General features: G+C 73.9%; 18 protein-coding genes and 4 pseudogenes. 10 read left to right on the forward strand and 12 right to left on the reverse strand.

Annotated features, from left to right (window positions below; translation table 11 throughout):
- The first annotated feature begins 29 nt into the window (after window positions 1-29).
- Window positions 30-623 carry a TetR/AcrR family transcriptional regulator gene (locus ACFYOV_RS27150; protein WP_389091787.1) on the forward strand — a complete coding sequence of 198 codons (594 nt, stop codon included), beginning with the start codon at window positions 30-32 and terminating at the stop codon, window positions 621-623.
- Window positions 610-1,044, forward strand: coding sequence for an ester cyclase (locus ACFYOV_RS27155; RefSeq protein WP_389091790.1), 435 nt, complete (start codon window positions 610-612; stop codon window positions 1,042-1,044). The genes ACFYOV_RS27150 and ACFYOV_RS27155 overlap by 14 nt, the downstream gene beginning before the upstream one ends.
- Before the next feature lie 75 nt (window positions 1,045-1,119).
- On the opposite strand, the pseudogene araD reads toward ACFYOV_RS27155, so the two are convergent.
- Window positions 1,120-1,350: pseudogene (gene araD, locus ACFYOV_RS27160) on the reverse strand (L-ribulose-5-phosphate 4-epimerase); the annotation flags it as partial.
- Between araD and ACFYOV_RS27165 the strand changes: the two are divergent.
- A pseudogene (locus ACFYOV_RS27165) lies at window positions 1,349-1,687 on the forward strand (L-arabinose isomerase); the annotation flags it as partial. The pseudogenes araD and ACFYOV_RS27165 sit on opposite strands and share 2 nt — an antisense overlap.
- Window positions 1,688-1,754: 67 nt before the next feature.
- Here ACFYOV_RS27165 and ACFYOV_RS27170 read toward each other — a convergent pair.
- A pseudogene (locus ACFYOV_RS27170) lies at window positions 1,755-2,126 on the reverse strand (ABC transporter substrate-binding protein); the annotation flags it as partial.
- 77 nt (window positions 2,127-2,203) lie between these two features.
- Between ACFYOV_RS27170 and ACFYOV_RS27175 the strand changes: the two are divergent.
- Both ACFYOV_RS27175 and ACFYOV_RS27180 read left to right on the forward strand, forming a co-directional pair.
- Window positions 2,204-2,899 (forward strand): annotated as a pseudogene (locus ACFYOV_RS27175) (LacI family DNA-binding transcriptional regulator); the annotation flags it as partial.
- Window positions 2,788-3,357: a cellulose binding domain-containing protein gene (locus ACFYOV_RS27180; protein WP_389091791.1), complete on the forward strand. Its 570-nt coding sequence runs from the start codon at window positions 2,788-2,790 to the stop codon at window positions 3,355-3,357. The pseudogene ACFYOV_RS27175 and the gene ACFYOV_RS27180, both read left to right, overlap by 112 nt.
- A 222-nt stretch (window positions 3,358-3,579) precedes the next feature.
- Here the strand turns inward: ACFYOV_RS27180 and ACFYOV_RS27185 are convergent, their stop codons facing one another.
- The 5 genes from ACFYOV_RS27185 to ACFYOV_RS27205 all read right to left on the reverse strand — a co-directional run bounded on the left by ACFYOV_RS27185 (window position 3,580) and on the right by ACFYOV_RS27205 (window position 10,165).
- Window positions 3,580-3,927 (reverse strand): deoxyxylulose-5-phosphate synthase, encoded by a 348-nt coding sequence (locus ACFYOV_RS27185; protein WP_389091794.1) that lies wholly within the window; start codon window positions 3,925-3,927, stop codon window positions 3,580-3,582.
- An 805-nt stretch (window positions 3,928-4,732) separates the two neighbouring features.
- Window positions 4,733-5,566 carry a pyruvate formate-lyase-activating protein gene (gene pflA, locus ACFYOV_RS27190; RefSeq protein ID WP_389091796.1) on the reverse strand — a complete coding sequence of 278 codons (834 nt, stop codon included), beginning with the start codon at window positions 5,564-5,566 and terminating at the stop codon, window positions 4,733-4,735.
- Window positions 5,567-5,574: 8 nt separating this feature from the next.
- Window positions 5,575-7,833 carry a formate C-acetyltransferase gene (pflB, locus tag ACFYOV_RS27195; RefSeq protein WP_389091798.1) on the reverse strand — a complete coding sequence of 753 codons (2,259 nt, stop codon included), beginning with the start codon at window positions 7,831-7,833 and terminating at the stop codon, window positions 5,575-5,577.
- A gap of 143 nt (window positions 7,834-7,976) precedes the next feature.
- The gene (locus ACFYOV_RS27200) at window positions 7,977-8,897 is read right to left on the reverse strand and encodes a carbamate kinase (RefSeq protein ID WP_389091801.1); all 921 of its coding nucleotides are present in this window, start codon (window positions 8,895-8,897) and stop codon (window positions 7,977-7,979) included.
- A 221-nt stretch (window positions 8,898-9,118) separates the two neighbouring features.
- Window positions 9,119-10,165: an Acg family FMN-binding oxidoreductase gene (locus ACFYOV_RS27205; RefSeq protein ID WP_389091803.1), complete on the reverse strand. Its 1,047-nt coding sequence runs from the start codon at window positions 10,163-10,165 to the stop codon at window positions 9,119-9,121.
- Between the two features lie 637 nt (window positions 10,166-10,802).
- On the opposite strand from ACFYOV_RS27205, the gene ACFYOV_RS27210 reads away from it, so the two are divergent.
- Window positions 10,803-11,402, forward strand: a complete 600-nt coding sequence (locus ACFYOV_RS27210; RefSeq protein ID WP_389091806.1) for a hypothetical protein — start codon at window positions 10,803-10,805, stop codon at window positions 11,400-11,402.
- Window positions 11,403-11,461: 59 nt separating this feature from the next.
- Here ACFYOV_RS27210 and ACFYOV_RS27215 read toward each other — a convergent pair whose 3' ends face one another.
- Genes ACFYOV_RS27215 through ACFYOV_RS27225 form a run of 3 tightly spaced genes read right to left on the reverse strand, consistent with a single transcriptional unit; the run spans window position 11,462 to window position 14,299 of the window.
- A complete protein-coding gene (locus tag ACFYOV_RS27215; RefSeq protein ID WP_389091808.1) occupies window positions 11,462-12,340 on the reverse strand; it encodes a universal stress protein in 879 nt (292 codons plus the stop codon).
- 4 nt (window positions 12,341-12,344) lie between these two features.
- Window positions 12,345-13,367, reverse strand: a complete 1,023-nt coding sequence (adhP, locus tag ACFYOV_RS27220) for an alcohol dehydrogenase AdhP (protein WP_389091811.1) — start codon at window positions 13,365-13,367, stop codon at window positions 12,345-12,347.
- Window positions 13,368-13,417: 50 nt separating this feature from the next.
- A complete protein-coding gene (locus ACFYOV_RS27225; RefSeq protein WP_389091813.1) occupies window positions 13,418-14,299 on the reverse strand; it encodes a universal stress protein in 882 nt (293 codons plus the stop codon).
- A gap of 294 nt (window positions 14,300-14,593) precedes the next feature.
- On the opposite strand from ACFYOV_RS27225, the gene ACFYOV_RS27230 reads away from it, so the two are divergent.
- Complete coding sequence (locus ACFYOV_RS27230; protein ID WP_389091816.1) at window positions 14,594-15,796, forward strand: globin domain-containing protein; 1,203 nt, start codon at window positions 14,594-14,596, stop codon at window positions 15,794-15,796.
- A gap of 162 nt (window positions 15,797-15,958) precedes the next feature.
- On the opposite strand, the gene ACFYOV_RS27235 is transcribed toward ACFYOV_RS27230, so the two are convergent.
- Both ACFYOV_RS27235 and ACFYOV_RS27240 read right to left on the reverse strand, forming a co-directional pair.
- Window positions 15,959-17,683, reverse strand: coding sequence for a GAF domain-containing protein (locus ACFYOV_RS27235; RefSeq protein ID WP_389091818.1), 1,725 nt, complete (start codon window positions 17,681-17,683; stop codon window positions 15,959-15,961).
- Between the two features lie 153 nt (window positions 17,684-17,836).
- Window positions 17,837-18,529, reverse strand: coding sequence for a response regulator (locus ACFYOV_RS27240; RefSeq protein WP_389091820.1), 693 nt, complete (start codon window positions 18,527-18,529; stop codon window positions 17,837-17,839).
- 319 nt (window positions 18,530-18,848) lie between these two features.
- On the opposite strand from ACFYOV_RS27240, the gene ppdK reads away from it, so the two are divergent.
- The 3 genes from ppdK (at window position 18,849) to ACFYOV_RS27255 (ending at window position 22,756) form a co-directional block, all read left to right on the forward strand.
- A complete protein-coding gene (ppdK, locus tag ACFYOV_RS27245; RefSeq protein ID WP_389091822.1) occupies window positions 18,849-21,536 on the forward strand; it encodes a pyruvate, phosphate dikinase in 2,688 nt (895 codons plus the stop codon).
- 113 nt (window positions 21,537-21,649) lie between these two features.
- The gene (locus tag ACFYOV_RS27250) at window positions 21,650-22,039 is read left to right on the forward strand and encodes a hypothetical protein (protein WP_389091825.1); all 390 of its coding nucleotides are present in this window, start codon (window positions 21,650-21,652) and stop codon (window positions 22,037-22,039) included.
- Window positions 22,040-22,114: 75 nt separating this feature from the next.
- Window positions 22,115-22,756, forward strand: a complete 642-nt coding sequence (locus tag ACFYOV_RS27255) for a CBS domain-containing protein (protein WP_389091828.1) — start codon at window positions 22,115-22,117, stop codon at window positions 22,754-22,756.
- Window positions 22,757-22,881 lie beyond the last annotated feature (125 nt).

The raw sequence follows: 22,881 nt of genomic DNA on the forward strand, positions 1-22,881 counted from the left end.
ACGTGAAGGAGGTGACCTACGCTCCCATCATGCCCACGCAGCCTCAGAGGATCCGCCGCGCCGACGCAGAGCGCAGCATCGCGACCATCGTGGCCGCCGCGCTGAACTGCTTCATCCACGACCCGCACGTCAGCATGACCAAGATCGCCAGTGAGGCCGGGGTCAGCCGCGTCACCCTGTACGCCCATTTCCCGTCCCGCGAAGCACTGCTGGACGCCGTGCTCGCGCACTCGGTCGAGCAGGCGGACGCCGTCCTCCAGGGCCAGCGCCTCGACGAGGGGCGGGCCGACGAAGCCTTCTCGCGCCTGATCCGGTCCAGCTGGCGCATCCTCGAACGCCACGCGTTCCTGCTCGCCGCGTCCGAGGGTGTCATCGCCCCGGCCCGCCGCCGCCGGCACCACGAGAAGGTGCTGGGGCGGGTGGAGCGCATCCTGGCCCGCGGCCAGGAGGAAGGAGTGTTCCGCTCCGACCTCCCCATGGGCTGGCTGGTGACCACCTTCTACAGCCTGCTGCACGCCGCGGCGGCGGAAGCCGACGCCCGTCACCTCAAGACCAAGAACGTGCCCGACATCCTCGACCGCACCCTCTCCTCCATCCTGCGGAGCCCCGATGCATCCACATGAAAAGCTCGTTCGCACCTGCCTCACCGCCATCAGCTCCGGTGACGTGGAGACCTGGCTGTCCTGCTACGCCGCGGACGCCGTGTCCGAGGACGTGCCGTTCAGGTCCGTCTGGAAGGGCAGGACCGCACTCGAGGACGGTGTGCGGTCCTGGTTGAAGGCCATCCCGGACACCCGGATGGACATCCTCTCCCTGCACACGAACGACCACTTCGGATCGTGTGAGTGGACCATGTCCGGAACCCTGCACGGCGCTGTCGAGGGCCTGCCGCCGGAGATCGCCGCGCTCGCGGTGGGAAAGCAGTTCTCCATGCAGGGGGCGACGCTCTACCGGTTCTCCGCGGACGGCCGTATCCAGCGTGAAGCGCTGTACTGGGACCTCGCCGGCGTACTGGGGCAACTCGGCGTTCTTCCTACGCCGTGAGACCGTGGCCGACCGTACGGACAGGGAAGCCGGTACGGCGGCAACCGAATCGGGGGGACCCTCGGCGACCGGGTCGCCGGCGTCGGGCGGGCCGTCGTACGCGTCCGGACCGTGCTTGCGGGTGAAGTGCCGGTCGAGCAGGTGTCGCGGGGGCCCGCCGAGGTCGTGGGGCGAGCGCGGGGCGAGCATGTGCAGAGCCATCTCGGCGACCGCCTCGCAGACGACGGCGTTCTCGGGCGAAGCGGTCGCGGTCGCCCCCCAGGTGAACGGACCGTGCCGGGAGACGAGCGCCCCGGGCACCTCCTCGCCGGCCGTCGTCATCGGCCCGAGCGACCTCGGTGACCGCTTCCGGATGGTGGCCAACGAGGTCGGGGTGGTGCCGCAGCCGCTGCCCGCGCTGCCGGTGGCCCGCGCCGTGTGGCGGCCCGGGCCCGACCTGCGTACGTCGACCGAGTGTCGGCTGACGGCCGGCGAACCCCACTGCACCGTCCTGAGCACGGCGCTCTCCTCGGAGCACCTGCACGACCTCGCCGAGATGCTGAAGGTGGAACTCGCCCTCATCGACGCGGTGACCGCCACCCGCGGGTTCCGGCGGGACCTGCGGTGGAACCAGGCGTACCCCCGTCTGGCGCTCGGCCTGTGAGCGACCCCGCAGCCACTTCGCGAGGACCGGCCCGGATCGCCGGTCCGCGCGGGGACGCCGGAGCGGCCTACTGGGTGAGGTAGCGCTCGAGGTCGGCGACGACCTCCTCGGCGGCGGTCACGCCGAGGCCGAGGTACCAGGTCTCGTCCGGCACGTCGTAGGCCTGGCCGGCCTTCACCGCCTTCAGGTTCTTCCACAGCGGGTTGCCCTGGGCCTTGGACTTGTCGGTGGCCCTCGGGTCGCCGTAGACGCCGGTGAAGATGTAGTCGGCGTCGGCCTGGTCGATGTTCTCGGCGCTGACCTCGGCGGCCAGGTCGTTGATGTCCTGGTTCTTCGGGCGCGGGACGCCCGCGTCCTTCAGGATCGTGCCGATGAAGGAGGCGTTGGCGTAGAGGCGGATCACGCCGTCCGGCAGGTAGCGCACCATCGAGACGGTGGGCTACGGGAGTTTCGGTCAACGGTCGTGCAGGCACTCGCCCGAACCGTTACCGGGCCGCGCGGGCCATTCCTGCGGGCATGCATGATGAAGACGAGGTGAGAGCGCGAGTGACGCCGACAGAGGTGGCGAAAGACGCGGGGGTTTCCCTCCCGACAGTTTCGAAGGTGCTCAATGGCCGTTCGATGTCTCGGACGCCACCGGCGCCAAGGTCGAGCGGCTCCCGGAGGTCCACGGCTGTCGCCGCAGGGCCCCGGGCACGCGTCCCGCTCCTCGCTCATCGAGCTCGTCCTCCACGAGTTGGACAGCATCTGGGCGGTGGAGCTGGTTCGGGGCGTGGAGAACGTCGCCGAGGAGAACCGGGCGACGGTGGCGCTCACCGGGAGCGGTACCCGGCACGCGCCGGCGCCGGAGTGGCTCGAGGGTGTGCTCGGCGCAGGCCGTTGGGTGTCGTGCTGGTCTTCTCCTCGCTCCCGTAGGACGTCGAGCACCAACTCGGATCGCGCGCCCTCCCCTTCGTCGTCATCGACCCGGCGGGCGGCCCCGGCCCGGATGTGCCGTCGGTCGGTTCGGCGATCTGGTCCGACGGTCTCGCCGCCACCCGCCACCTCACCGAACAGGGGCACGAGCGGGTTGCGATCATCACCGGTCCCGAGGACATGCTGTGCTCGCTCGCCCGCCTCGACGGCTACCGCTCGGCCATGGCGACGGCGGGCCTGGAGAACGACCCGCGCCTGGTGCGCTTCGGCGACTTCCACGTGCAGGGCGGCTTCGAAACCGTCTGGGGTGTCACCGTCTGGGCGTCACCGACACGTACTCGTGGCGGGCGAGCGGCACACGGCTGCTGTTCGACGGCGACTACGACAAGAGGCCGGAGTACGACGCGGTCATCGCCGCGCTCGGCGGCACCCCGGACGACAGCGGCGGCACCGGCGCCTGCACCGCCACGTACGCCCGCACCGCGGACTGGAGCACCGGCTACAACGGCCGGGTGACCGTCAAGGCGGGCGACTGCGCCATCAGTTCCCGGACGGTCACCCTGACCCTGCCCTCCGGCCGGCAGGTGGCCGCCGTCTGGAACGGCACGCCCAGTACGAGCGGCCAGGTCGTGACCGTGCGGCCGGTCGGCTGGAACAGCGCGCTGGGCGCCGGTGCCTCGACCGGTTTCGGCTGCACTGTGAACAAGAACGGCAGCAACGCCGATCCGGTGGTCGGCACCTGCACGGCGTCCTGACCCGCACGGCATGAGGGGGCCTTCCGGCGGCACCGTGACGCCGGAGGGCGCCTATTCACTGCCCGGCGACACGGGCGCTGCGCCCCGCACACCCTCGACCTGCCCGACCGGACGACGCTGGGGCACCGGCCTGCCGGCAGCCGTACCGCGCTGGGCGTCCGGCCCGCCGGAGCGCCCGCGACCGCGGCCCTCGCGGCCTACACAGCCCCGCCGCGTCCCACGTCACGACACCTCGCGGCGCACGAGCGCCCGGGCGAGGGGTTCGCCGGTACGGCGGGCGTACGCCATCCGCTCGCGCACCTCCCTCAGCGTGCGCGGACGGTACCCGGGCCCGCCGCAGCAGCTCTTGTGGAAGCGGATGCCCGCGTGCAGCAGGACCGACAGCACCCTCCATGCCTCGGTGTCCCGGCGCGGCGGCGCGGCGAAGGCCGACCCCACGTGGATCAGCGGCTCCGCGCACCGCGGACAGATCCGCCGCCCGTCCCCGCCGTGCGGCTCGTACGACGGGTACGGCTGCTTGTACGCAGCCCGGCAGGGCAGGCAGACGAAGGAGGTCTTCGCGGGAGGCATGCCACCAGGGTAGGCGGGCGACACCGTCGACCTCGACGGGATTTCGCCGCCGGGCCGCGTGCCCGCAGCACCGGGTGCGGGCACGCGGCCCGCCCTTCGGGGTGCGGTGCGGGAAGCGGTGTGGCACGCCCTCGGTGATCGTGCAGGCCGTCCCCGACGGCACGGGAGGTTCACGCCTCGATGCGGAGCCAGGTGTCGCCGGTGCGGAGCCAGAGGATGCCGTCCCGGCCCTGGCCGCAGCGCATGGGGACCCGGCCGGGGACGTCGAGGGTGCGGCGGTCCGTGACCGTCCAGGACTACGACCGCTCACCAGCAGGAGACGCGAGTCCGGAAGCGGGGCCAGGTGACTCGGCCGGATCCGTACGTCCTCCACCGGGACGCGCCGCTCCCCCAGCTCCGTGACGGTCACCAGCTCACCGGTACGGTGGCCCTTCGGGCTCCGTCCGACCCGCCCCTTCACGGAGGGGCTGCGCCTCAAGTACCGCCGGTGGACCAGCATGACCGCCAGTTCCCCGGTCGGCCCGACGGTCCACCACAGCGGCTCGTGTCCTCGCGAGACATCGGCAGCGGGCAGACGCCGCGCCTCGTGCACAGCGGCATCGGCGTGACCAGTTGATGCATGACGCGTCATCAGGAACGGTCGCCTCGTGGACTCCGGGGGCCGACACCCCCGAAGATCTCGACCTTGACGGATCACGTGCCGGAGCCGGGGCGAACGTTCGGCAGCGGTGGCGCCGCGACGCCCTGTCGGGCTTCCTCGGCGGCTCGGCGGCACGGCCGTCCCGGGGCCTGACGCGTACGGTCCTCAGTACGCCGTGAGGCCCCGCTCGCGGAACTGCTCCCGTACCCGCTCGATGAGGGCGTGGTCCGGGACCGGGGTGTCGCGCAGGGGGTAGGGGATGCCGAGGGCGTCGTACTTGGCCGTGCCCAGCTTGTGCAGGGGCAGGACGTCGACGCGCCGGACGTTGGTCAGGCCGGCGGCGAAGCGGGCCAGGCCGTCCACCGCCTTCGGGTCGTCGGTCCAGCCGGGGACCAGGACGTAGCGGAGCCACACCGGGACGCCCAGCCGGTCCAGGCGGGTGGCGAAGTTGAGCGTGGGGGTCAGGTCGCCGCCGGTCAGCCTCCGGTAGGTGGCGACGTCGAAGGACTTGATGTCCAGCAGCACCAGGTCGGTGTCGGCCAGGATCTCCTCGGTGGCGCGGATGCCGAGGGCACCGGAGGTGTCCAGGGCGGTGTGCAGTCCGGCCTCCTTGCAGCGGCGCAGCACCGCCCCGGTGAACGCGGACTGCAGCAGGGGCTCGCCGCCGGTGATCGTCACTCCCCCGCCGGCGGAGGCGATGAAGGGCCGGTACTTCTCGATCTCGGCCATCACCTCGTCGACGGTGACGGGCCTGCCGTCGCGCATGTGCCAGGTGTCGGGGTTGGCGCAGTACAGGCAGCGCAGCGGGCAGCCGCTGACGAAGAGCACGAACCGGGTCCCGGGACCGTCCACGCCGGTGGACAGGTCCCAGGAGTGGATCCGGCCGGTGACGGCGCGGTGCCCGTCGCCGGTCACCGCGCCGTTCGCGGCGGCGTTCGCCGGACCGCTCACCACGCCGTTCACCGCGGCGCCCACCGTGCCGTTCACCGCATCGTTCATCGTGTCGCTCACAGGGTTCCGTGGAAGGTGCGGCTGATCACGTCGAGCTGCTGCTCACGGGTCAGCCGGACGAAGTTGACCGCGTATCCGGAGACCCGGATGGTCAGTTCGGGGTACTTCTCCGGGTGTTCCATGGCGTCCTCCAGCACGGCCCGGTTGAGCACGTTGACGTTCATGTGGAAGCCGCCGGCGGCCGTGTAGCCGTCGAGGATGCCGACCAGGTGGCCCGCCCGCTCCTGCGGGACGTGGCCCAGGCCCTCGGGGGTGATCGTCGTGGTCAGCGAGATGCCGTCGCTCGCCTGCTCGTACGGCAGCTTCGCCACCGACAGGGCGGAGGCGACCACCCCGTGCCGGTCGCGGCCGTTCATCGGGTTGGCGCCCGGTGCGAAGGGCTGTCCGGCGCGGCGGCCGTCGGGGGTGTTGCCGGTGTGCTTGCCGTAGACCACGTTGGAGGTGATGGTCAGCACCGATTGGGTGTGCTCGGCGTTGCGGTAGGTCGGCTGCCGGCGCACCTTCGCCATGAACGACTCCACCAGGTCGACTGCGATGGCGTCGGCGCGGTCGTCGTTGTTGCCGTAGGCCGGGAACTCGCCCTCGGTGCGGTAGTCGACGGCCACTCCCGTCGCGTCCCTGAACACCTTGACCTTCGCGTACTTGGCGGCGGACAGGCTGTCCGCGGCGACCGAGAGACCGGCGATGCCGCAGGCCATGAAGCGGTGCACGGGGTAGTCGTGGAGCGCCATCTCGACGCGCTCGTAGGCGTACTTGTCGTGCATGTAGTGGATGACGTTGAGCGCGTCGACGTAGGTCCTGGCGAGCCAGTCCAGCACGCGGTCGTAGGCCGCCGCCAGCTCCTCGTAGTCGAGGTAGTCGCCGGTGAGGGCGGGCATCTCGGGGGTGATCTGCTCGCCGGTCATCTCGTCCCGGCCTCCGTTGACCGCGTACAGCAGCGCCTTGGCGAGGTTGACCCGCGCCCCGAAGAACTGCATCTGCTTGCCCACCGCCATGGCGGACACGCAGCAGGCGATCGCCGTGTCGTCGCCGGTGCGCGGGCGCATCAGGTCGTCGGACTCGTACTGGACGGCGCTGGTGTCGATCGAGACCTGGGCGCAGAACTCCTTGAACCCGGCGGGCAGCCGCGGCGACCACAGCACCGTCAGGTTGGGCTCGGGCGCGGGACCGAGGTTGTACAGGGTCTGCAGGAAGCGGAAGGAGGTGCGGGTGACCAGCGGGCGCCCGTCCAGGCCGATGCCACCGATGGACTCGGTCACCCAGGTCGGGTCGCCGGAGAACAGGGCGTCGTACTCGGGGGTGCGCAGGAACCGCACGATCCGCAGCTTGATGACGAAGTCGTCGACGAGTTCCTGGGCCCGCGTCTCGTCGAGGAGGCCCTCGTCCAGGTCGCGCTGGAGGTAGACGTCCAGGAAGGTGGAGGTGCGGCCCAGCGACATCGCGGCGCCGTTCTGCTCCTTCACCGCGGCGAGGTAGCCGAGGTAGAGCCACTGTACGGCCTCGTGCGCGGTGGCCGCGGGCCGGGTGACGTCGCAGCCGTAGGAGGCCGCCATCCGGGTCAGCTCACCCAGCGCCTTGATCTGCTCGGCGAGTTCCTCGCGGTCCCGGATGACGTCCGCGGTGGACGGGACGGCGTCCAGCCGGGCGCGGTCGGCGAGCTTGGCCTCGATCAGCCGCTCGGTGCCGTACAGCGCCACGCGCCGGTAGTCGCCGATGATCCGGCCGCGGCCGTAGGCGTCCGGCAGGCCGGTGATGATGCCGGCCTTGCGGGCGGCGCGCATCTCGGGGGTGTAGGCGTCGAAGACGCCGTCGTTGTGGGTCTTGCGGTAGGTGCCGAAGACCTTGGTGACGAATGGGTCCGGCTCGTAGCCGTAGGCCCGCAGTCCGTTCTCCACCATGCGCAGGCCGCCGTTGGGCATGATCGCGCGCTTCAGCGGGGCGTCGGTCTGCAGGCCGACGATCAGTTCCCGGTCGCGGTCGATGTAGCCGGGGGCGTGCGAGGTGATCGTCGAGGGGGTGGCGGCGTCCACGTCGTAGATGCCCTTGCGGCGCTCCTCGGGGAACAGCGCGCTGACCTTCTCCCAGACGGCGCGGGTGCGCTCCGTCGGGCCGGCCAGGAAGTCCGCGGTGCCCTCGTAGGGCGTGTAGTTGGACTGGACGAAGTCACGGACGTCGATGCCCTCGCGCCACTGGGTTCCGGCGAATCCCCGCCAGGCTTCGGCGGTCCTGCTGCCTGCTGTCACCGTCGCGGTCATCACAGGTCCTCTCCGTGAGTGTTTCTCCACGATCGATCATCGTCCGTCCGGGCGGGCGCGGGCAGTGCCGACCGGGCACGCGGTCCTTCCGCCCGGCCCCGTTCCGGGGGGACCATCGGCCTGCCGTGGCGCGCCGGGCGGCCTCAGCCGAGGGCGAAGTCGGGGCGTACGAGCGTGCCCGACCTGCCGTGGACGATGTCGTAGGCCGCGTCGAGGGCGCCGATCGCCGCGAGGCCCCCGGTGTGGTCCACGAAGCGTGCGGCGGCCTCGGCCTTGGCCCGCATGGGGCCGCCGGGGCGGTGGCCGTTGCGCAGTTCGGCGGGGGTGGCGTCGTGGACGGGCCGTTGGTCCCGGGTGCCGAAGTGGGCGTAGACGTTGGGGACGTCGGTGAGGATCAGCAGGAAGTCGGCCTTGAGGTCCTCGGCCAGCAGGGCCGCGGCGAGGTCCTTGTCGACGACCGCCTCGACGCCGTGCAGGACCCCGGCGTCGGTGGTCACCGGGATGCCTCCCCCGCCCGAGCAGACGACCAGGGTGCCGCTGTCCAGCAGCGCCTGGACGGTGTCCGTCTCCAGGACGTCCTCGGGGACCGGCGAGGGCACCATGCGGCGCCAGCCGCCGCCGGGATCCTGGGCCAGGTGCCAGCCGTGGGTGCGGGCGAGGTGCTGCGCGACCTTGCGGGGGTAGGCCGGCCCGACCGGGGTGGTGGGGCGGGTGAAGGCGGGGTCGTCCTCCCGTACCAGGGTGTGGGTGAGCAGCGCGGCGACCCGGCGGCCGGGCAGGGCGTCGCGCAGGGCGCGGACCAGCAGGGAGCCGATCATGCCCTGGGTCTGGGCGCCGAGCAGGTCCAGCGGGGACGGGCCGGCCGTATCGGGGCCGGTCGCCCCCTCGCCGGCGAGCAGGCCGAGCTGGGGGCCGTTGCCGTGGGTGATCACGATGTCGTGGTCGTGGGCGAGCGGGGCGATCGCGGTGGCCACCCGGACGACGTTCGCCCGCTGGACCTCCGCGTCGGGGCGGTCGCCCCTGAGCAGGAAGGCGTTGCCGCCGAGGGAGATGACGATGCGCATCCTTTTCGGTCCTTCACGTACGGGGGAGCCGTGCGGGGCTGCCGGCGCCGGGCGGTGGGGGCGGTCGGGGCACCCGGGCGGATCCGGTGGAGGCGACGGAAGCGGCGGGAACCCGTCGGAGCCGGTCCCGGGACGGGGCCGGCTCGGCAGGCCGGTCGGTGACGGGCCTGTTCGGGAAGGGCGGTCGGTGAAGGAAGGGCGGTCGGGCGGTGCGGGGCCCGTCAGGACCGGCGGTCCCCACCGGCCGGTTCGGCGGCCGGTTCGGCGGGTGGGCGGGAGCCGATCCTGGTGAGCACGTCCGCGACCGGGCGGCGGGGCGGGGCCGGCGGGGAGGGCGCGTATCCGAGGCGCAGGATCATCTGCGGGTACTGTCCGGCGCTCAGCCCGGTGCGGATCTCGGTGCGCAGGCGCGGGATCTCCAGCGGCTCGGTGTGGAAGGCGGCCCTGACGTCCTGTGCCGCCGCGTACAGCAGGATCCGTTCGAGGGCCTGGCCGGCGCGCAGCCAGTCCGACGGGCCGTCACGCTCGGTCGTCAGCAGCACAATGCGCCCGGTGCGGGCCGACCAGCGCTGCGTGGGGGTGGGGAACCGGCGGGCCGCACCCGGGCGCTCCCGCACCGCGACGTCGGTGTGGTACGGGTGCAGGAGACCGACGTCGCCGCGTGGGATCCCGGCCCGTGGTCGGGCGAACCGGCGCGTCCAGTGGGCCTCTTCGGCGGCGTAGCCGTAGTGGGCGCGGTGACTGTCCTCGGCGGCGTGCACCAGGGCGGCCAGGTGCCGGCGGCTCGGGCCCTCGTCGACGGTCTGCACGACGGCGCCCTCGTAGCGGGCGTGCTCGCGCAGCGACTGGACGAGCGCCGCGGGCACCGGCTCGGTGAGGAACGGCCCGCGCACGGTGTGCCGTTGGCGCAGCGCCCCGTACATCCGCTCCTCGTCCTCGGTGGGCCGCAGGTGGGAGCCCCAGGTCACCCGGGCGAGGAACGCCGGGTCCGTGGGGCGGGGGAAGGGCTCGACGAGCGGGTTGAAGCCGAGGTGCCGCATGGCCAGCCGGATGTTGAACAGGGCCGCGCCGCAACTGATGACCATCTCCCGGCCGTACGGGTCGGTCAGCGGCAGCCGCCGGGCCGGATCGGCGTGCAGTTCGATGCACCGGTCCCTGCTGTGGGCGACGAAGAACCAGGGCTGTGTGTTGTACAGCGAGGGCGCGGTGACCGCCGCACGGACGAGATAGGTGGAGGCGTGACCGGGCCGTGTGGAGACGAGGGACATGGCGTGTGCCCTTCCTGTGGCTTCCTGCCCTCATGGTCGGTCTCCCGGCCGGTCGTGGCTCTGGGCCGCACGGCCCCGCCGGCGGGGCCGTGCGGCCCGCGGTGGGGCGGGCACCGCCCGGCCACCGCGCCTCGCGCTCGCTGCCCGGCGGTGCGCTCGACGGCGATCGGCACGCGTGATCCACTGGTCCGGGCCTGCGGCGGAGCGTGTGGGGGCGGACCACCGGTCGCCGGCCACGGGGAGGGGTTCATGCGGTCCGCGTCGGTGTGGGGCGTCCGGCTGTTCGCGCTCGCGGGGTGGGTCGCGACCGCGGTCGCGTGCGCCTGGCTGCTGGGGGCCACGGCGCTGCCCCGGCCGTGGGCCGAGGCGTACGGGTGGGGGCCGTGGCCGTGGGCTGTGCGGTGGCGCGCGTCGCGGCGCTGTGGCGTCTGCGCCTGTTCCCCGGCGGGAACGGATCGCCCGCGGACCGCGGCTCCCCGTCCGCGCGGGCGGACCGGTCGGCGGGCGCCGGCCCGGCGTCCCTGGGCGAGGCCCTGGGATTCTCCTCCTACCTCCACGGGTCCGGGCGTGGATCAGGACGCGCACGTTCGCCGTCTGGGCGCTGGTCGCGTTCGCCTCGGGCACCTTCGTCGTAGCGTTGCTCGCCTCCTCCAACACCGGCGAGAGGCTCGACGACCTGCGGACCGCGGGCGCCCGGGTCGGCACCGCGACCGTCGTGGGCGAGCCACGCGCGGTCCGCGAGGAGCTGACCGACGAGGGCGCCGTGAAGGGCTACGCCTCACGGCTCGTGGTCGCCGTGCCCGGCGGCCCGGAGCGGCTCGTCGTGCGGGGCGCCCACACCTACGAACGACCCCGCCCGGGCACCGAGGTCGACGTGCTGTGGGCCGCGGCGGAGCCGGAGCTCGGCGGTTACGTGAACGAGAGCAAGGACCTGGAGTCGCTCGCACGAGGCAGGCGGGCCGCGGCGCACTGTTCGCCTTCGCCGCCGTCGTGGTGGTGTGCGGCGCGTTCTGGCCCCGGTCTTCACGTTCTCGCCCCGGGTGGACGCCCTTCGGCGGCTGGCCGGGTCGGCCCCACTCGGACGGCCCGAGCCGTGTCGGCCCTCCTCGCGTTCGGAGCTGGCGGTCCCCTGGTCCTGGGACACGGGCCGGATCCGGCCCAGGTGCTGCTCGCGGGGGGCGGCTTCCTGCTCGTCCCTCTCACCTACGTCGCCGCCTCGGTCCGCTCCTTCCGCTGAGTGCCGGGCGGGGCCGGCGGCACCCGGGCCGCCGAGCGACGCCGCGCCCGCCGGGCAGGTCACGCACACTCGGGTACGACGGCCACCGGGCACGCCGAGTGGTGGAGCACTCCGTGGGCCACGCGGCCGAGCCGGGCGCCGTGGTGGCCGCCGCGGTGCCGGACACCCACGACCAGGAGGGCGGCGTCGCGGGACGCGTCGACCAGGGCGTGGCGGGCGGGGCCCTCGACGACCCCGCGGCGGACCTCGAGGCCGGACGGCACCTCGCGCAGGGCCGCCCGGAGCGTCCGCACCGCGCGCTCCTCCGGGGTCAGGCCCGCCGCGTGGGCCGGCGACGCGTCTGCGGCCCTCCCGTGCGCCGGCCGACGCCAGGCCCGCACGGCTTCCAGGGGGACCTCGCGCAGCAGGGCCTCCTCGGCCGCGAAGCGCACAGCCGCCGCCGTCTCCGCCTCCTCGCCGATGCCCACGACGATCCGGCCGCGGCCGGGCCGCCGCGTCACGTCGTCCCGGTCGACGTCGCCGCGGACGACGACCAGGGGGCAGTGCGCGTGCGCGGCCACGGTCGGGCCGACCGAACCGAGCACCGCCTCGGCGAGTCCGCCCCGGCCGCGGTGGCCCACGACCACGGTGGAGGCAGCGCGGCTCTCCCGCACCAGGACGTACTCGGCCTCCTCCGGGACCACCTCGGTGGTCACCTTCAGGTCCGGCTGCCGGGCGGTGGCGCGGCGGGCGGCCGCCGCGACGACGTCCTCGGCCCGCACCGGTCCACCGGCGGGGCCGACTTCGCGGGCGAGGGCTCCGCCTTCGTAGCGCTCCCACAGCGAGGCGTACACCACGCGGAGGGAACGCCCGCGCCGGGCGGCCTCGTCGGCCGCCCAGCCCAGGGCGTGCAGGCTCGGTTCGGAGCCGTCCACGCCCACCACCACGGGCAGTTCCATGCCCCTACCGCCCGGCTTCGAGGTCGAAGACGATGCGGGCCTTGACCTCGCCGCGCAGGACCTCCCCGATGGACTCGTTGACGGAGGCGAGCGGGCGGGTCTCGTGGATGACCTTCGTGCGGCCCGCCGCGTGGAGCTGGAAGACCTCGGCGAGGTCCTGGCGGGTGCCGACGATGGAGCCGATCACCGAGGTGCCGTTCAAGACGGTGTCGAAGATCGGGACCCGGATGCTGCCGTGCGCCGGGAGGGCCACCATGACGAGCTTGCCACCGCGCCGCAGGCCGGAGTTGACCGCCTCGAACGCGGCCTCGTTCACCGCGAGCGCGAGGGCCGCGTGAGCGCCGCCGTGCTGCTTGAGCACCGCTCCGACGTCCTCCTTGCGGGCGTCGATGACGATGTCCGCGCCGAGTTCCCGGGCGAGTTCGAGCTTGTCGTCGGTGACGTCGATCGCCGCGACGGTGGCACCGGCGATCTTCGCGTACTGGAGGGCCAGGTGGCCGAGCCCGCCGACGCCGCTGATGGCGACGAGCTGCGCGGGCCGTACGTCGGCGACCTTGAGCGCCTTGTACGTGGTGACGCCGGCGCAGGTCAGCGGGGCGGCGTCGACCGCGGAGATGCCGTCGGGCACCGGCTGGGCGAAGTCGGCCCAGGCCAGCATCTTCTCGGCGTAGCCGCCGTCGCAGCCGTAGCCGGTGTTGACCTGCTGCTCGCACAGCGTCTCCCAGCCGGACAGGCAGTGCTCGCACCGCCCGCACGCCTTGCCGAGCCACGGGACGGCGACCCGCTGGCCCACGCTCAGGTGGGTGACGCCCTCACCGAGCTTCTCGACGAGGCCGACGCCCTCGTGACCGGGCACGAACGGTGGGTTGGGCCTGACGGGCCAGTCGCCGTGCGCGGCGTGGATGTCGGTGTGGCACAGCCCGGACGCCTCGACGCGGATGCGGACCTGGCCGGGGCCGGGCTCGGGGTCGGGGCGGTCCTCGATGACGAGGGGCTCGCCGAACGCGCGTACCACCGCTGCCTTCATGATCTGTCTCCTTGCGAAGTAAGGCTGTTCTGTGGAGATGTGACGGCTGATCAGCCGTGGGGGACGACGGCGACCGGGGCGACGGCGTGGTGCAGCACGGCGTGCGTGACCGGGCCGGTCCAGGGTCCGAAGGGCAGCCGGCGGGTGCGGCGGCCGACGACGACCAGGGAGGCGCCGGCCGCCGCCTCGGCGAGCCGGAACGCCGCGCTCGCGCAGTGCGCGTCCTCGACGACCTCGACGTCCGGGTACTTCTCCCGCCAGGGCCGCAGCACCTCGGTGAGCGCGGCGGCCTGCTGCCGGGCGATGTCCTGGCGCAGTCCCGGGTCGGCGGCCAGACCGTAGGCGTAGTAGGGCGGCGGGTACCAGCCGTGGACCGCCCGCAGGGCGGTGCCGCGCCGGGCGGCCTCGTCGAAGGCGAAGCCGAGCACCGTGTCGTCGGGGTGCGCTACGTCGACGCCCAGGACCACCGGACCGGGGCCGGCCTGCGTGGTCACGGGGTCGACCGGGTGCGCGCCGGCCCGCACCAGCACCACCGGGCGCTCGGCGTGGGCCACGACGGCGAGGCCCACCGAGCCGACGAGGAAGCCGCCGAGGGCGCTCGTGCCGCGGGTGCCGAGGACGAGCAGTTCGGCCTCGCGCGCCTCGGCCGTCAGGACCTCGGCAGGGCTGCCGCCGCGCTGTTCGGTGCGGATGCCGAGGCCGGGGTGGCGGGCGCGGAGGTGTTCCGCCGCCTCGCGGGGGATGCGCTCGCTCCAGTACCGGTGGGTCTCGGCGTCCGGCGACGGGACCTGCGCCATCGGGGACGGGAAGGGCTCCCAGACGTGGACCAGCCTGAGTGACAGGCCGCGCAGCTCCGCCGCACCGGCCGCCCAGTCGGCGGCGGCGCGGCTCGCGGGGGAACCGTCCAGGCCCACCGTGATGGTGCGGGGCATGATGTGCACCTCCTGCATCGGGGATGCCCCCAGCCTCGCCCGGCAGGCCGCTGTGGAGCAGGGGCCTCAGGTCCCGGGCGGAACACCGAGGGGCCCGGGCGGGGCGGCCGCGGGGCGGCCGACGGTCCCTGGCCCGCCGGGTGGACCGACGGGCCCCGTCCACGGGTGGGGCCGAACGGCCCTGGGCGCCCTCCCCAACCGGCCCTGGGGAGGCCGTGGTCCCGCTCCTATAAAGGAGCGAGCCGCCCCGCCCCGGGCGGCTTTCCCCGTGCTGGACCCGCCTCGGGAGGCTCCATGCTGTCCGCAGAATCCGCCGCCGTCGTGACGGCCACGCTGCCGTCGGTGGCGGGGGCCCTCGACGAGATCACCGCGCGGTTCTACGGTGCGATGTTCCGCGACCGGCCGGACCTGCTGGACGGCATGTTCAACCGGGGCAACCAGGCCAGCGGCGCCCAGCGTCAGGCGCTGGCCGGCTCGATCGCGGGCTTCGCGAGCGCCCTGCTCGCCGACCCGGACGTGCGTCCGGACGCGCTGCTGGCCCGGATCGCGCACAAGCACACGGCCGTCGGGGTGACGGAGGACCAGTACGCGATCGTCCACAAGTACCTGTTCGCCGCGCTCGCCGAGGTGCTGGGCGACACCGTCACCCCGGAGGTGGCCGCCGCCTGGGACGAGGTGTACTGGCTGATGGCCGGCGCCCTGATCGCCCAGGAGGCCCGCCTCTACCGGGAGGCGGCGGTGTCGCCCGGTGCGGTGTGGCGGCGGTGGTCCGTCGCGGAGCGCCGCGACGAGACCCATGACGTGGTGTCCTTCCTGCTGCGCCCGGCCGACGGGCGGCCGGCGCCGGCGGCGCGGGCGGGGCAGTACGTCACCGTGCGGCTGCGCATGCCGGACGGGGTGCGGCAGCTGCGCCAGTACAGCCTGTCCTCGGATCCGGGCGGCGACGTGCGCCGCATCACCGTCAAGCGGGTCGCCGGCCTCGGCGGCGCCCCGGACGGCGAGGTGTCGAACCTGCTGCACCACGCCGTTCACACCGGCGACGAGCTGTGCCTGTCCGCGCCCTTCGGCGACGTGGTGCTCGACGAGGCCGAGACGCCCTTGGTGCTGGTCTCCGCGGGCATCGGCTGCGCGCCCGTGGTCGGCATGCTGGCCCGGCTCGCCGCGACCGGCTCCACCCGGCCGGTGCAGGTCCTGCATGCCGACAGCTCCCCCTCCGGGCACGCGCTGCGCGGGGAGACACGAGAGCTGACCGGGCGGCTGCCGCAGTCGGAGACCGTGTTCTGGTACGAGCGTCCCGGGCCGGACGAGCCGGACGCGCGGACCGGCCAGATGGACCTCGAGGGGGTGACGGTCCCGGCCGACGCCATGGTCTACCTGTGCGGGCCGGTCCCGTTCATGCGCGCGGTGCGCGCCCGCCTGCTGAACCGCGGCATCCCGCCCCAGCGCATCCGCTACGAGGTCTTCGGCCCCGACCTGTGGCTCCCCAATGCGGCCTGACGCCGGGGCACGGCAGGGGGCGGCATCGCCCGTACCGGCGCTCGGCGCGCGGCGAGGGCCAGGAGGCGGCCGTGCCCCGCGGCGATGCCCGGCGCCTCCCGCGGGGCCCGGTGCGGCACACCCCTCACGGGCCGTGCCCCTGCGCCCCGCCCCGCGGGGCGCCTACGCCGTGTCGAGCGGTGCGTGCCAGTGCAGGCGGGTGCCGCCGCCCTCCGGGCTGGTGATCTCCATGTCGCCGCCCAGTTGACGGGCCCGTTCCGCCATGTTGCGCAGGCCGCTGCGGCGGCCCTCGGGCGGGATGCCCACGCCGTTGTCGGTGACCGTCAGGCGCACCTCGCGGCCGTCGGTCTCGAGGACCACCTCCGCCCGGTCGGCCCGGGCGTGCCGCGCGACATTGGTCAGGGACTCGGACAGGACGGCCACGATGTGGTCGCCGGTCTCCTTGGAGACGTGGGTGTCGAGCAGCCCCTCCATCCGCACGCTGGGCGCGAAGCCCAGCACCGGCGCGGCCTCGCCGACCGCCCGGACGGCGCGGGCGCGCAGCCCGGGTGCCGTGTCGTCCTCGCGGGTACGCAGGCCGAAGATGGTCGACCGGATGATCTTGATGGTCTCGTCGAGGTCGTCCACCGCCCGCAGGACGCGTTCCGACGCTCCCTGGTGCTCGATGAACCGCCCGGCGCTCTGGAGGGTCATGCCGGTGGCGAACAACCGCTGGATCGCCAGGTCGTGCAGGTCACGGGCGATCCGGTCGCGGTCCTCGAGAACGGCGATCTGCTCGGCGTCCCGGCGCCGGTCGGCGAGCTCCATGGCGACGGCGGCCTGCGCGGCGAAGCCCCGCAGCGGCTCGATCTCCTTCTCGGAGAACGTGGCCCGGCCGGCCTCCCGCACCAGCAGTACGACGCCGCGCACGTCCTCGCCGGATCCGATCGGGACGGCCACCGCCGGGCCGAGACCCGCGAAGCGCGGCGGACCCGCCGAGACGCGCTCGTCACGGCTGACGTCGGCGCTGGTGACGGGGGCGACCTCGGCGAACGCATGGCCGATGAGGCTGTCGCCGATGGGCAGCACCAGCCCCCGGTGCACCTCCGCCTCCCGGCCGATGGCGAGTTCGACAGTGAGCGAGTCGGTGTCCTGCATCGGCACCGCGACGACCGCGAGGGCGGCGCCGGTGATCTCCAGCGCGTGCTCGGCGATCAGGGCGAGGACCTCGCCGCGGGCGCCGCCGGACATCAGGATGTGGGTGATCTCGGCGCTGGCCCGCAGCCAGCGCTCGCGCAGCCGGGACTCCTCGTAGAGGCGGGCGTTGTCGATGGCGACACCGGCCGCCACGGCCAGCGTCGACAGGACCGACTCGTCCTCCTCGTCGAACTGCGCCCCGCCGCGCTTCTCGGTCAGGTACAGGTTGCCGAAGACCTGGTCGCGGACCCGGATGGGGACGCCGAGGAAGGTGTTCATCGGCGGGTGGTGGGGCGGGAAGCCGTAGGAGGCGGGGTGCTCGGAGAGCTTCGGCAGGCGCAGCGGCTCCGGATGGCTGATCAGCTCGCCCAGGATGCCGTGGCCCTCCGGGTAGTTGCCGATCCGGGCGATCTCCTCCTCGGTGACCCCGACCGTGTAGAAGGCGGACAGGCGCTTGCCGTCGGGGCCGATCACGCCGAGGGCGCCGTACTCGGCGTCCACCAGCGCGGCCGCGGCCTCCACGATGCTGTAGAGGGCCTGCTCCAGGTCCAGCTCGCGGCCGACGGAGAGCACCGCCTCGAGCAGGCTGTGCACCCGGTCGCGGGTGCCGCGGGCCGCGTCGAGCCGAGCCTGTAGCTCTTCGAGCAGCTCGTCCAGCCGCAGCTGGGGCAGCCGTACGCGCGCATCCTGTGCGCCCTCGGCGCTTCCCACCCTGATCCTCCAGTCCCGCGAGTACCGAAAGCCGATTGGCCCATGTGCCACGGTAGCGGCCAGGACAGGGGGGACGATACGGGATCACGCCCGGTGGGGGGCACCCGGGGGGCGCTCCGGGACCGGTTGCCACGGCCCCGGAGCGCCCCGGGGCTACTCCTCGCGCTTGGTGCGGTCCTGGAGCTGGGTGGCGAGCACGGCGGCCTGCACACGGCGCTCCACGCCGAGCTTGGCGAGCAGGCGGGAGATGTGGTTCTTCACCGTCTTCTCCGCCAGGTACAGCCGCTGGCCGATCTGCCGGTTGGTCAGGCCCTCGCCGATCAGGGCCAGGATCTCCCGTTCGCGGTCGGTCAGACCGGGCAGGGCGTCCGGCGCCTGCTCCTCCTGCTCCTTCTCGCCGCGCAGCCGGGCCATCAGCCGCGTGGTGGCGCTCGGGTCCAGCAGGGACTGGCCCCGGGCCACGGTGCGTACCGCCGAGACCAGGTCCGAGCCCTGGATCTGCTTGAGCACGTAGCCGGAGGCGCCCGCCATGATCGAGTCCAGCAGGGCCTCCTCGTCGTCGAACGAGGTCAGCATGAGGCAGGTCAGCTCCGGCATCCGCGAGCGCAGTTCGCGGCACACGCTGACGCCGTCGCCGTCCGGCAGCCGCACGTCCAGCACGGCGACCTGCGGGCGCAGTGCCGGAACCCGCACCAGGGCCTGTTCCGCCGTGGATGCCTCGCCGACCACCGAGATGTCCGGCTCGTCGTCCAGCAGATCCCGCACCCCGCGCCTGACCACCTCGTGGTCGTCCAGCAGGAAGACCCGGATCGGACCGTCCGTCCCCGGCCGCTCGCCGTCCACCATCGAATACTCCTGTTCCGTGTGATGCCGGTACCGCTCGTGTCCGGTACCGGCCCCCAGGGTCCGATCCTTCCCCTTCTCGGCCCAAAGGGCCAGGGCCGATCGTCCCTGGCCGTTCGGTTTCGCCCCTGCGAACGGCGCGGACACCCCGGCCGGCCGCCCGCCACGCCCGCGAGCGGGGCCCGTCGCGGCACCGGCCCGGGACCCGTGGGGCCCACCGGCCCACCCGTGCGGACCGGCCGGCACCTGCCGGGCGGCGCCGTCCGGCGGAAGCTGGAGGGGAGCCACGAGGCCGAATCGACGAGCCGAGGAGCGCGGTGTCATGGTGCGTTACGTGTACGACTTCACGGAGGGCGGCCGTGACCTGGCCGACCTCCTCGGCGGCAAGGGCGCGAACCTCGCCGAGATGACCCGGCTGGGCCTGCCCGTCCCCCCGGGGTTCATCGTGTCCACGGAGGCCTGCCGGGCCTTCCTGGCCACCGGTGCGGAACCGGAGGGCATGTCGCGGGAGGTCTCGCGGCACCTGTCGGCCCTGGAGACCTCCGCCGGACGGCGGCTGGGACAGCCGGACGACCCGCTGCTGGTCTCGGTCCGGTCCGGGGCGCGGTTCTCCATGCCCGGCATGATGGAGACCGTCCTCGACATCGGCCTGAACGACGAGTCGGTGCTGGGCCTGGCCAAGGCGTCGGGCAGTGAGCGCTTCGCGTGGGACTCCTACCGGCGTCTGGTCCAGATGTTCGGCAGTACGGTCATGGGGGTCGACGCCGCGTTGTTCGAGCAGGCCATGGCCGACCTCAAGGAGGCCCGCGGCGTCCCGGACGACGTCCACCTCGAGGCCGGCGATCTCGCCGGCCTCGTCGAGACGTACAAGGCGATCATCCGCGGCCGTACGGGGGAGGACTTCCCCCAGCTGCCGGCCGAGCAGCTGCGCCGGGCGATCCTCGCGGTGTTCGAGTCCTGGAACGGCGAGCGGGCCCGGCTGTACCGGCGGCGCGAGCACATCCCGGACGACCTGGGCACCGCCGTCACGGTGCAGCGCATGGTCTACGGCAACCTCGGTCCCGCCTCCGGCAGCGGTGTCGCCTTCACCCGCGACCCGGCCACCGGACGTCCCGGCCTGTACGGCGACTACCTCGCCAACGCGCAGGGCGAGGACGTCGTCGCGGGCATCCGCAACACGGTGCCGCTGGCCGAGCTGGAGCGCCTGGACCCGCGGTCCTACCGGCAGCTGCTGGGGCACATGCGGACCCTGGAGCGGCACTACCGGGACCTGTGCGACATCGAGTTCACCATCGAGCGCGGCACCCTGTGGATGCTGCAGACCCGGGTGGGAAAGCGCACCGCGGAGGCGGCGTTCGCCATCGCCGCCGAGCTCGTCGACGAGGAACTGATCACCCCCGACGAGGCGCTGGCGCGCGTGGGGGGCGACGGTCTGGCCCGGCTGATGTTCCCGCGCTTCGACACCTCGGCGACCGGCCGGCCGCTCGCCCACGGCCTGCCCGCCTCGCCGGGCGCCGCGGTCGGGGCGGCCGTCTTCGACTCCGCCGAGGCGGTACGGCGCGCGGCGGCCGGCGAGAAGGTGGTCCTGGTCCGCCAGGAGACCACCCCGGACGACCTGCCCGGCATGGTCGCCGCGCAGGCGGTGCTCACCAGCCGCGGCGGCAAGACCAGCCACGCGGCGGTCGTCGCCCGCGGCATGGGCAAGGTCTGCGTGTGCGGTGCCGAGGAACTGGCCGTCGACATCCCCCGGCGCCGGTTCACCACGGCGGACGGCACCGTGGTGGAGGAGGGCGCGATCCTGTCGGTGGACGGCTCCGCGGGCGCCGTGTACGCGGGAGCGGTGCCGCTGGCCGACTCCCCGGTGATGCGGTACCTGGAGTCCGGCGAGGAGTCGGACGGGGTCGTCGGCGCGGTGGAGCGGGCCCTGCGGCATGCGGACGGCGTACGACGGCTGGAGGTGCGGGCCAACGCGGACACGCCGGAGGACGCCGCGCGGGCGCGCCGCTTCGGGGCGCAGGGCGTCGGGCTGTGCCGCACCGAGCACATGTTCCTCGGTGACCGCCGCAAGCTCGTGGAGGACATGATCCTGGCCGGCACCGACGAGGGACGCCGCCGGGCGCTGGAGGCGCTGCTGCCGCTCCAGCGGCAGGACTTCGTGGGCATCCTGGCGGCGATGGACGGCCTGCCGGTCACCATCCGGCTGCTGGACCCGCCGCTGCACGAGTTCCTGCCGAACCGCACCGAACTCGCCGTCCGCGTGGCCGTCGCCGAGGCCCTCGGGCAGGAGCCCGATTCGCGCGACGCGGAACTCCTGGCGGCCGTGAGCCGCATGCACGAGGAGAACCCGATGCTGGGGCTGCGCGGCGTGCGCCTGGCCCTGGTGGTCCCCGGGCTGGTCGCCATGCAGGTGCGGGCGGTCGCCGAGGCCGTGGTGGAACGTGTCCGGGCCGGCGGTGACCCACGGCCGGAGATCATGGTGCCGCTCGTCGGCGACGTCGCCGAACTGCGGCTGGTGCGCGAGGAGGTGGAGCGCGTCCTGGCCCGGGTCTCGGAGGAGTCCGGGGTGCCGGTGCGCTGCCCGGTGGGCACGATGATCGAGCTGCCGCGGGCCGCGCTCACGGCCGGACGGATCGCCGGGGAGGCGGAGTTCTTCTCCTTCGGCACCAACGACCTCACCCAGACCACGTGGGGTTTCTCCCGGGACGACGTGGAGGCGGAGTTCTTCCCCGCCTACCTCGACCGGCAGGTGTTCGCCGACTCCCCGTTCGAGTCGCTGGACCGGACCGGTGTGGGCCGGCTGGTCGGCATCGCCGTCGCGGAGGGCCGGGCGGCCCGCCCCGACCTGAAGATCGGCGTGTGCGGCGAGCACGGGGGCGACCCCGAGTCCGTCCACTTCTTCCACGCCGCCGGACTGGACTACGTCTCCTGCTCCCCGTTCCGCGTCCCGGTGGCCCGCCTGGAGGCCGGGCGGGCGGCACTGACGGACACCGACGGCAGCGACAGCAGGTGACGCGGGCCGCGAGGCCGCACGGCCCGGCTCGCGGGGCCGTGCGGCCCTGGGAACCGACCCGCCGCGGGACGGAGCCTGGAGCCTGCGGAGAACGATCGGAAGGAGCGCAGCCCATGGTTGCGAACAACACGGGTACCCACGACGTCGCGCAGACCCTGCGCGTGCGCAGCGAAGGAGAGGTGGACGCGGAGGCGCTCGCCTACCTCCGGGAGAAGGTCGGCGCCGTGCTCGCCCGTCCGGGCCTGCCGGCCGTGCGGGGCGAGGTCCGCATCAGCCGGTCCCCGGCGCACGTGCAGCTGCCCTGGTCGGCGGCGGCCGAGATCGAGGTGGACGGCGAACTGGTGGTCGTCCACGCCGAGGAGGCCAGCGCCCACGAGGCGGCCGACCGGCTGCAGGACCGGCTGCGCGCCCGCACGGAACGCGCCGCGCACCGCCGGGACAGTGCCCGCCGGACCGCGACGCCGCCGCCCTGGCGCGGCGGTCCGGGGCACCCGGAGGCCTGATCGCCGCCCGTGCCCGTGACGGGCGGGGAGGGCCCCGGCCCTCCCCGCCCGCAGTGGTGAAGGAGAGGAACCGCCGTGACAAGCTGCACCATCGGTGAAGTGATGACCAGGGACGTCGTCCACACCGTGCCCACGACACCGTTCAAGGAAGTGGTCCGGCTGCTCGACCACCACCGGATCAGCGGGCTGCCGGTTGTCGACGAGGACGACAAGGTCGTGGGGGTGATCTCCGGGACCGACCTCGTGCGCGAGCAGGCGGCCCGGGGGGCCCGCGACCCGGAGCGAGCCGTCACCGCCGCGGACCTGATGTCGACGCCGGCGATCACCGTGCATCCCGAACAGCGCGTCCCGGACGCGGCGCGGGTGATGGAACGGCACGGTGTCGAACGGCTGCCCGTGGTCGACGAGGAGGACCGGCTCATCGGCATCGCCACCCGCCGGGACCTGCTGCGGGTCTTCCTGCGCAGCGACGAGGACATCCGCCGCCAGGTGGCCGAGGTCGTCGGGGCCGTCCCGCACCTGCCGCCCGGGGCCGTCCGGGTGTCGGTCCGGGACGGGATGGTGACCCTCGAGGGCCGGGTGGAGCTGCGCAGCCACATCCCCGACGCGCTGTTCTCGGCGTGGCGGGTGGACGGTGTGGTCGGGGTGGTGAACGGCCTGACGTTCCAGGTCGACGACCGCGAACCGGCCCCCTTGACCCAGGGCCCTACGGGCTGAGGAAGGGACCAACGGCGACTGCGCCGGGGGCCCCGCGCGGACGACAGTGGAACCAAGGAGCGGCACCCCGGGTGCCGCCCCCGTCCTGAGCCGCCGGACCATCCACGGCGGCCCCGACCCACCGG

The sequence above is a fragment of the Streptomyces sp. NPDC005931 genome, from assembly GCF_042871235.1.
Taxonomy (GTDB): Bacteria; Actinomycetota; Actinomycetes; order Streptomycetales; family Streptomycetaceae; genus Streptomyces.

What these genes read in the sequence shown, in the direction of transcription:
- ACFYOV_RS27150 (WP_389091787.1), top strand. Translation starts at nt 30, where the DNA reads ATGCCCACGCAGCCTCAGAGGATCCGCCGCGCCGACGCAGAGCGCAGC.
- ACFYOV_RS27200 (WP_389091801.1), bottom strand. Translation starts at nt 8,897, where the DNA reads ATGCGCATCGTCATCTCCCTCGGCGGCAACGCCTTCCTGCTCAGGGGC.
- ACFYOV_RS27215 (WP_389091808.1), bottom strand. Translation starts at nt 12,340, where the DNA reads ATGGAACTGCCCGTGGTGGTGGGCGTGGACGGCTCCGAACCGAGCCTG.
- pflB (WP_389091798.1), bottom strand. Translation starts at nt 7,833, where the DNA reads ATGACCGCGACGGTGACAGCAGGCAGCAGGACCGCCGAAGCCTGGCGG.
- ppdK (WP_389091822.1), top strand. Translation starts at nt 18,849, where the DNA reads ATGGTGCGTTACGTGTACGACTTCACGGAGGGCGGCCGTGACCTGGCC.
- ACFYOV_RS27230 (WP_389091816.1), top strand. Translation starts at nt 14,594, where the DNA reads ATGCTGTCCGCAGAATCCGCCGCCGTCGTGACGGCCACGCTGCCGTCG.
- ACFYOV_RS27205 (WP_389091803.1), bottom strand. Translation starts at nt 10,165, where the DNA reads ATGTCCCTCGTCTCCACACGGCCCGGTCACGCCTCCACCTATCTCGTC.
- pflA (WP_389091796.1), bottom strand. Translation starts at nt 5,566, where the DNA reads ATGAACGATGCGGTGAACGGCACGGTGGGCGCCGCGGTGAACGGCGTG.
- adhP (WP_389091811.1), bottom strand. Translation starts at nt 13,367, where the DNA reads ATGAAGGCAGCGGTGGTACGCGCGTTCGGCGAGCCCCTCGTCATCGAG.
- ACFYOV_RS27225 (WP_389091813.1), bottom strand. Translation starts at nt 14,299, where the DNA reads ATGCCCCGCACCATCACGGTGGGCCTGGACGGTTCCCCCGCGAGCCGC.
- ACFYOV_RS27155 (WP_389091790.1), top strand. Translation starts at nt 610, where the DNA reads ATGCATCCACATGAAAAGCTCGTTCGCACCTGCCTCACCGCCATCAGC.
- ACFYOV_RS27250 (WP_389091825.1), top strand. Translation starts at nt 21,650, where the DNA reads ATGGTTGCGAACAACACGGGTACCCACGACGTCGCGCAGACCCTGCGC.
- ACFYOV_RS27240 (WP_389091820.1), bottom strand. Translation starts at nt 18,529, where the DNA reads ATGGTGGACGGCGAGCGGCCGGGGACGGACGGTCCGATCCGGGTCTTC.
- ACFYOV_RS27185 (WP_389091794.1), bottom strand. Translation starts at nt 3,927, where the DNA reads ATGCCTCCCGCGAAGACCTCCTTCGTCTGCCTGCCCTGCCGGGCTGCG.